Raw genomic sequence first — 7,075 nt, forward strand, 5'->3', positions numbered from 1 at the left:
GGTTTAGGCTGGTCAGGTGGTTAGAAGTACAAGCCCCTGACTTTAGACATGGGGTTGGTTTCTACGGAGTCCCTGACGCAAACCGATTGCAGGTTGCCGAAAGCGGCTTTGAAGTTGTTTGTTTTTATATCAGGTTTGGCGATCGCTGGCAAGGGGAGGAATCGTTTTCACTGGGGCCGGATTTTTGCCACCCCTTCCGGGGAATCCTCGCGCCGAAGCGATCGCCGGTATTTTTACAGCCATAAAGCCCAAAGACGCGATCGGCATTCTCTCGGCGGGTGGAATGGCGATCGCGCCTCAGATGTTATTGTCTCAAATTGCATTTTAATCCCCCGGGGGGATGAATCTGTCAGTTAAAACCAAATCGTTAAAATACGAATTATACCTCAAAAATAGTTTTTTGTCAAGTATCGAACGCCTCGCGCCTCAGACAAGCCGACAGAGAAGACACACACTAAACGCTAAAGCCGAATTCTGCCACCGTCAGATGACCGTCGAAGGCATAAAAGACAGCGCGGTGGATATTCGGGACGCTCAGACTCAAGGGTGCGTTGGGGTGCAGTTGGGAGGGGGATCCGGCCAAATTCGGTTCCACCATATCGGTCTGCGCGAGGCGAGTCCCCTGGTCATCGTAAGCGGAAAGCACGGTGCGGCGAGAACTGGTGACTAAGCTGGTGATAAAAGACACTGGCTGAGTAAAGGTGACTTCTAGGGAACCACTTTTGGGTGCCCCCATGAGAACGATGCGGCTTTTGTGGGTGGGAAACGCCGGGTTTGAGGGACTCAGGGCGATCGCGTTATCAAAGATGACGCCATATCGTTCGAATTGGCGATCGACCACTTGAAAACAATTCAACTCTTCAAAATTCAGCCGAATGTAAGTCGGGACGCGGGGAGGTAAACTCAATTCGACTCCTTGCGGGTTGCCCACAGAACCCATAAATCCAGTAACTTCATTAACCCTGGGCGAGTGACGACGCTGACGCGCTTTGCACTCACCGCTTTTCGGGCGAGAGGGGTCTACCATAACTCCGTGAATACGCATAGTGTGCTCCCTAGAAACGTCGAGAAATTGCAAGTAACGGACAACTCAACTGCTGGTGCCCTGCAAGCCGATCGTCGAACGCCGAAAAGTAACCCTCGGGTTGGGCGATCGCCTTGAGTGCTGCCTTTTTCCCCTGAATCCGAATCGTTCACCGGTTGTCTGCCCGGGAAGCCCGCATCGGCGTTGCATTATTGAAAAATGGTGTTCCCTGTTAGGGGATGGATTGGGTTTCATTGGCTACCCGATTTGCCAGAAGTTCAACCCGAGTGCTGGGTGGTCAGGAAAATATCCCCGATCGCCAGATGCAGGATCTTCCTGGGACTTGCGGGACGGCGGTCTAGGGGGTGAGGGGTGTCACCCCACATGGCATATTGTAGCGCTAATTCCTTGCCCTGCGAGGGTCAGAACGTCCCCGGCAATGAGGAGACAGTGACGGGAAACTCCTTTGCCCGCAAGGGTAGCACCGGGAATGGCGATCGCCACAGTCCGGATATTTTTATCAACTCTTTATAAAATCAAATTAAACTTTACATTTCCTTTATGTTGGCAAGGAATCGCCGAAACCGATGATGGAGAGGTAGGGTAGGCTAAGCCAAGCCTGCGCGTCGTGCAACCCCCACACTCCATCCCAAACCCTGACAATTCCCATTTTCCCAATTCATCGATTGAAATTTAGCGAGGTTAATTCATGTTTATTCCCCCGGGTTTCGAACAGCGTTCTGTGGTCACATCCCTCGGTAGAATGGTTTACTACACCAATGTGGGAGAACCGTGGCAGACCCTTTGGGGCGATCGCGACACCCCAGAAGAACTCCCCACCTTAGTCTTCCTCCACGGCTTTGGTGGCGGTTCCTCGGCGTATGAATGGTCCAAGGTGTTTCCCGCATTTGCCCATGAATATCGCATCATCGCGCCGGATTTAATTGGGTGGGGACGATCCGAGCATCCAGAGCGCGACTATCAAATCGAAGATTATCTCAGTACGATCGCCGAATTTGTGCAAGAAACCTGCTCCGGACCAGTGCCGGTGGTGGCGTCTTCCCTCACCGCTGCCTTCGTCATTCGCGTGGCGATCGCCCATCCGGAATTGTTCAACAGTCTGATTTTAACCACTCCCGCCGGATTGTCTGATTTTGGCGAAGATTACACCAACAGCTTTTTCGCCCAATTCGCGAAAACCCCAGTGATAGACCGATTGTTGTACAATACCGGTGTGGCGACAGAAGCAGGCATTCGCAGCTTTTTAGCCAGCCGTCAGTTTGCCAATCCGAGTTTGATTTATTCTCAAATTGTCGAAGCCTATTTGCGATCGGCACAGCAACCCAATGCGGAATATGCCGCCTTGTCTTTCGTGCGCGGGGATTTGTGTTTCGATTTGTCGTTGTACGTCCCCCAGCTTGCGGTGCCCACTGCATTTATCTGGGGACGGGAATCCCAGTTTACCGGTCCAGAAATTGGCAAGCGGATCGCCAATTTGAACCCTTCGGCAATCCGCTATTTCCAACAGCTCGATAATGTGGGATTGACGCCTCAGTTAGAAGTGCCCGCGATCGCGATCGCCCTGATTCGTCAATTCCTCACCCTCCTACAGCAACCCCTTCCCACCGCCACCCCTACCCCGGAGTCACCGTAACTCCCCCGCAGACAAAGTAGGGTGGCACGGGGCCACCCTACTCCTGAATACTTTTGCCAATTCCCAGGGGCGATCGCTTAATTGATGCGAACGTCAATCACGCTAGCATTGAAGTTATAGGTTTTCCCTTCTAGCTCTACTGGCGTGCCGATTTTTAACTTGCTATTGCCCAAAACCGGCCCATCCTCGGTGATTTTCGCATTCCCACCCAAGGTCAAGAGCATATTGGAGCTAAAAGACTCCTCTTGTCTCGGATCCGGTAGCGCTTTTACCGAGCCATCGGGTTGCGGCACGGCGATCGTGCGGGTGAGCAGATCGATAGATTTCACGTCCACCTGTCCATAGGGCTGATTGCGGATAATGATGTTGGTTTTCCCCGCCTCCTGGAATTCTTGAACCAAGCTTTGCGGATCCCGCACGCTCAGCCCCCGGACAATGATATCTACTTCCACCGGCTTGGTGGTGATGCCCATTTGGGCAACCGAACCCGAGGTGCCGGGAAAGAAGAAAATCCCAATCACAACCAAAAGAATGACCAATGCAGCACCCACATCGAGAATGCTCAGTTTGCCAAATAAGCGACCTTGGCGATCCAAAATCTTCATAACTGTAAATGTTTCCTACCTAACCGAGATAAAGTTGATGGCACAGATACTGTGATTTTCAGGTATGGGAGCGCTGACTCCGTATCAACCGGGCATAAGATGCCGATTCGGGACAGATGTTCTCTCCCACTTTCTCCACTCTGGGCAGCGATCGCTCCTCCATTGATAAGCTAAACTGATGATTTTCTGCAAATCTGTCGTTTTACATTTAGTTTGCACTTTGCAAATGAGGAAGCCACAGTAAATCGGTTTTCTGCAAGCCGCTAGAACAGCATAGCGTAAATCATAGGATGCAATTTAAGGGTTTGAGAGAACAAGGCCGGGTGTGGCTCCCGAGGAACCGCAGGGTGGGTCTGTCATTGAATATATAGTCTGGCGAGAAAAATACGCGGTTTTTTTCACCGGCAGGCGTATGTTCGAGAGTGGGCGATCGCGATCGTCGCACTGCCCGCCCCCCAGTCAATGGCACCTGGGAAAATAGAAAAGCGTCAACCTCCATAGCCCGGTTGAGCTTATGCGTGCCAAACATCAGGGGGGTTTAAATTCGGGGCATGGGTTTCCATCCACTGGGGAGAAAACCTGACAGTTAAACCATCCTTCACTAACAAGTTATGTTAAATCCTGACTCGCAGATTTCTCGGCGTTTTTATCGTCGATTAGTTTACCCCACGATCGCCCTGTTGGTGGCCGTGGGTTTGACCATCGCCGCACCCCATCCTACCGTAGCATTTGGTAAGTTGCGCGATTTAGTCGGTCCGGGGTTGCAGGTTCTTCAGCTCAGCACCTTGTCCGACCAACAGGAAGTGGCCCTGGGTCAGCAAATCAACCAACAACTCCTCCGCAATCAATTTCGCCTGTCCGACAATCGGCAAGTGAACCGCTACGTGACGCGCCTGGGCGATAGCTTGGTTCCCTATAGCGATCGGCCCAATCTTCCCTACACCTTCCAGGTGGTGGAAGATGATAGCGTCAATGCCTTTGCCACGATGGGAGGCTTTGTCTATGTCACCACCGGCTTACTCCAAGAGGCAGACAATGAAGCGCAAGTTGCCGGCGTGATGGCCCATGAAATCGGCCATATTGCCGAAAAACATTCCATCCAGCAAATGCGCGAAACCATTATCGCACGGGGGTTAGCCGATGCAGCAGGCGTGGATCGCAATGTAGCGGTGCAACTGGGCCTCGAAATTGCCCTGCGACTTCCCAGAAGCCGTCAGCATGAATACGAAGCCGATCGCAACGCTTTGGATACCATGTTGGCTGCCGGCTATGCCCCCGTGGGTCTGATTCAATTTTTTGAAAAACTGCTCGATAAACCGTCACCGCCGACGTTTTTAAGCACCCACCCGGCTTCTGAGGATCGCATTGCAGCGTTACAACAAATGATACCGCCCGGTCAAGCTAGGGTGGGCGAAGGCTTGAGCGAATCCACTTACCGGTCCAACGTTCGCTCGTTGTTTTAATTTCCCGTCCTTCTATACTCTATCGCCGAGCCACCCTTCGGGGTGGTTTTATTGTGGCTACGGCGTCTTGCAACCGCATGGTGCGAAGGCTGTGCTTGCTAACGTGAACTTGGTAAACCTGTTGGTGGGTGATGTCCAATCCGGTTAACCAGCCACTCAGGGAATGATACGCCCCGGTGTCTATCCCCAGCCATCCGCAACCTTTAGCAAGCTGCCCGGGTTTGACGCCTTGAAAGGTAAAGGTAATCGTGTGACCGACAATGATGAGTTTATTGGGAAAATAAGGCTGGGAAATGCTGTGGAATGGCTCTCGAATCCAACAAAAATCTTCCGCCCCTTGCTCTTCGAGGGGCAGTTGGGGGTGGACTCCCGCATGAACTAACCACGCATCTCCTAAGTCCAGGTAAAGCGGCAGGGTTCGCATCCACTCTACGTCGTTTAACAATGCCTGGGTGGGGTTGGAATGGAGCGGCGGATAACTGGCGAGGGTGCTTTGCCCACCACTGTAGCGCCACCCTTGCATTGCGCCTGGGTTGATTTTACCGTTGCGACACACGTCGAGCAACAAATGTTCGTGGTTGCCGAGGAGGCATTGGTAAGAACTTTCGCGCACGAATTTGACGACTCTGGCGCTTTGCGGTCCGCGATCGATTAAGTCGCCGAGAAAGTACAGGCGATCGCCCTCACCGGGGGCGATCGCTTCGATCAGTCTCATCAGTGCATCGTAGTGTCCATGTACGTCTCCAATAACGATCCGTCGTCCCTTAGTTTCGCTCATTCCCTCTGCTCCATCCCAATCGGCGCTAGTCTTTGCCAAGGTTGGCTCTCTCTCATCCTAGCCCGTTCACTCAAGACTCTGAGTCCATCTTCGATGTTTCCCATCGGCAACCACCCCCTGAGTAATCCGGTTATCTGCTTTGATGAGAGGGGGCGCGCAAAGCTCGGCGAAATATGCCTGATTCGCACGCCCCGCTTCATAATCTCTTCTTACTGGCTCAGTGCCCGCAAGAAACGCTTAAGATTGGTCATCAATCCCGCCTGTTTCGGTGTGGAGGGTGCAGCCGTCTGAGTAGGGGCTTCGGCGCTTGTCCCCTCTTCCGGAGTGCCCATCGCTCGAGCCAAGATGCGATCGAGTTCGTCTCCTAGGGGTTTTTGCGGCGTCTCGGAAATCAGCTCGTACCCGCCTTGTGCAGTCTCGAGCCACACTTGCCAGGGGGAAGGATAGCAGCGGAAAATGGCATAGCCTTCTTTGGGTTTGACGTAGTAGCACGATTCGATATTGTTCAAAAAGCGCTCTCTGAGTTGCCTTCCGGCTAATCCAATGCCAATTGTGGCCACATTTTCCAGTTGAGGCAGCAGCAGAATTACCGGGCGATCGTCGGCTTGTTCGCACATTTTCTCTACGTCGTTGACTTCCACGGAGGAGGGTTCGACAAACAAAAAGGCTTCGTCCTCGGGCTGTATTTGCCCTTTCTTTTCTCCGATCGCGCGCACGACATAGGGGGTTTCGCCCCAGTCGCGACGGGCAAGGGCTGCCGCACCGGCATCGGGAAAATACACTTTCAGCCGTTCGCCGTAGCTGTCGGCTAATAGGGGAATAAATTGCTCGGCGATCGGTTGGACTTTTAGTTCGGGTATGACTATTTCCACTTGCAGCAGTCGATAACCATCGTCGAGTGCGGCTTGGGTGGCTTGTTTCGCTTGGGCGATCGCTTCGTCTAGGTCGTTCGGTAGTTGAGCCATCAATCTTCTATTTGTAAATAAACCTGCAATATCGCTCTGGTTTATACTCCATCTTAAGGAAATCCCATAACTCCCACAATGACATCACGAGAAGAATTACTGGTGGCAATCCTACCGACGGTGCGGGACTTGAAACTGGCTCTCCACCAGCACTGGTATCGCATTCCGGTAGCAACCACCGAAAAACTCCTCAAGAAGCGTTGGCCCCCCAAATGGCTGGCGTTCTATCAACCGAAAGTGTTTGGTCGGCAAGCCCACTCGATTTATTATTTTGCTCGCGTGGAAGGCATCCGCGAAGTCTTTCGCTGGGAATTGTTTCCGGAAATGCCGCAGACGAGCAAAAGTCAGCGCCGTTATTATCAACTCATTCTCTCGCCACTGGAACGCTTGAGCGCTCCGATCCACTGCCGACGCGGGCAGCGGCTGACTTTCATTCAAACTACCTGGGAAAAGTTTCTCGCGGCAGATGAGGTGAATGACCTCTACGATGATAGTGTGTTGGAGGATTTAGTTAAACTAAGCAATTCCGTCACCAGAACTACTCGTCTTCAGAACCGGACTTGAGACTTTCACCTCATCCGGCTCC

The 7,075-nt window shown here is 52.6% G+C and carries 9 protein-coding genes; 5 read left to right on the plus strand and 4 right to left on the minus strand.

Features of this window, described 5'->3' with window-relative positions; all coding sequences use genetic code 11:
- Positions 1 to 118 precede the first annotated feature (118 nt).
- Positions 119 to 328: a hypothetical protein gene (locus LKK83_RS15280; protein ID WP_324632068.1), complete on the plus strand. Its 210-nt coding sequence runs from the start codon at positions 119 to 121 to the stop codon at positions 326 to 328.
- Positions 329 to 454: 126 nt separating this feature from the next.
- Here the strand turns inward: LKK83_RS15280 and LKK83_RS15285 are convergent, their stop codons facing one another.
- The gene (locus LKK83_RS15285; protein WP_324632069.1) at positions 455 to 1,045 is read right to left on the minus strand and encodes a hypothetical protein; all 591 of its coding nucleotides are present in this window, start codon (positions 1,043 to 1,045) and stop codon (positions 455 to 457) included.
- Between the two features lie 363 nt (positions 1,046 to 1,408).
- On the opposite strand from LKK83_RS15285, the gene LKK83_RS15290 reads away from it, so the two are divergent.
- Together LKK83_RS15290 and LKK83_RS15295 are read left to right on the plus strand one after the other, a co-directional pair.
- The gene (locus tag LKK83_RS15290; protein WP_324632070.1) at positions 1,409 to 1,558 is read left to right on the plus strand and encodes a hypothetical protein; all 150 of its coding nucleotides are present in this window, start codon (positions 1,409 to 1,411) and stop codon (positions 1,556 to 1,558) included.
- 175 nt (positions 1,559 to 1,733) lie between these two features.
- Complete coding sequence (locus LKK83_RS15295) at positions 1,734 to 2,678, plus strand: alpha/beta fold hydrolase (protein WP_324632071.1); 945 nt, start codon at positions 1,734 to 1,736, stop codon at positions 2,676 to 2,678.
- A 77-nt stretch (positions 2,679 to 2,755) separates the two neighbouring features.
- Here LKK83_RS15295 and LKK83_RS15300 read toward each other — a convergent pair whose 3' ends face one another.
- A complete protein-coding gene (locus LKK83_RS15300; protein ID WP_324632072.1) occupies positions 2,756 to 3,283 on the minus strand; it encodes a DUF4330 domain-containing protein in 528 nt (175 codons plus the stop codon).
- Positions 3,284 to 3,894: 611 nt separating this feature from the next.
- Here LKK83_RS15300 and LKK83_RS15305 point away from each other — a divergent pair.
- Complete coding sequence (locus LKK83_RS15305; RefSeq protein WP_324632073.1) at positions 3,895 to 4,746, plus strand: M48 family metallopeptidase; 852 nt, start codon at positions 3,895 to 3,897, stop codon at positions 4,744 to 4,746.
- A gap of 19 nt (positions 4,747 to 4,765) precedes the next feature.
- On the opposite strand, the gene LKK83_RS15310 is transcribed toward LKK83_RS15305, so the two are convergent.
- Both LKK83_RS15310 and LKK83_RS15315 read right to left on the minus strand, forming a co-directional pair.
- Positions 4,766 to 5,524 (minus strand): metallophosphoesterase family protein, encoded by a 759-nt coding sequence (locus LKK83_RS15310; protein ID WP_324632074.1) that lies wholly within the window; start codon positions 5,522 to 5,524, stop codon positions 4,766 to 4,768.
- A 209-nt stretch (positions 5,525 to 5,733) separates the two neighbouring features.
- Positions 5,734 to 6,489: a DUF1995 family protein gene (locus LKK83_RS15315; protein WP_324632075.1), complete on the minus strand. Its 756-nt coding sequence runs from the start codon at positions 6,487 to 6,489 to the stop codon at positions 5,734 to 5,736.
- A gap of 78 nt (positions 6,490 to 6,567) precedes the next feature.
- Here LKK83_RS15315 and LKK83_RS15320 point away from each other — a divergent pair, with 78 nt between their 5' ends.
- The gene (locus tag LKK83_RS15320; protein ID WP_324632076.1) at positions 6,568 to 7,053 is read left to right on the plus strand and encodes a hypothetical protein; all 486 of its coding nucleotides are present in this window, start codon (positions 6,568 to 6,570) and stop codon (positions 7,051 to 7,053) included.
- Positions 7,054 to 7,075: the final 22 nt, after the last annotated feature.

The organism is Phormidium sp. CCY1219 (assembly GCF_035615515.1).
Classification (GTDB): Bacteria; Cyanobacteriota; Cyanobacteriia; order Cyanobacteriales; family Laspinemataceae; genus CCY1219.

Coding starts and splice junctions, on each gene's coding strand:
- LKK83_RS15315 (WP_324632075.1), bottom strand. CDS start 6,489: ATGGCTCAACTACCGAACGACCTAGACGAAGCGATCGCCCAAGCGAAA.
- LKK83_RS15300 (WP_324632072.1), bottom strand. CDS start 3,283: ATGAAGATTTTGGATCGCCAAGGTCGCTTATTTGGCAAACTGAGCATT.
- LKK83_RS15295 (WP_324632071.1), top strand. CDS start 1,734: ATGTTTATTCCCCCGGGTTTCGAACAGCGTTCTGTGGTCACATCCCTC.
- LKK83_RS15320 (WP_324632076.1), top strand. CDS start 6,568: ATGACATCACGAGAAGAATTACTGGTGGCAATCCTACCGACGGTGCGG.
- LKK83_RS15285 (WP_324632069.1), bottom strand. CDS start 1,045: ATGCGTATTCACGGAGTTATGGTAGACCCCTCTCGCCCGAAAAGCGGT.
- LKK83_RS15310 (WP_324632074.1), bottom strand. CDS start 5,524: ATGAGCGAAACTAAGGGACGACGGATCGTTATTGGAGACGTACATGGA.
- LKK83_RS15290 (WP_324632070.1), top strand. CDS start 1,409: ATGGCATATTGTAGCGCTAATTCCTTGCCCTGCGAGGGTCAGAACGTC.
- LKK83_RS15305 (WP_324632073.1), top strand. CDS start 3,895: ATGTTAAATCCTGACTCGCAGATTTCTCGGCGTTTTTATCGTCGATTA.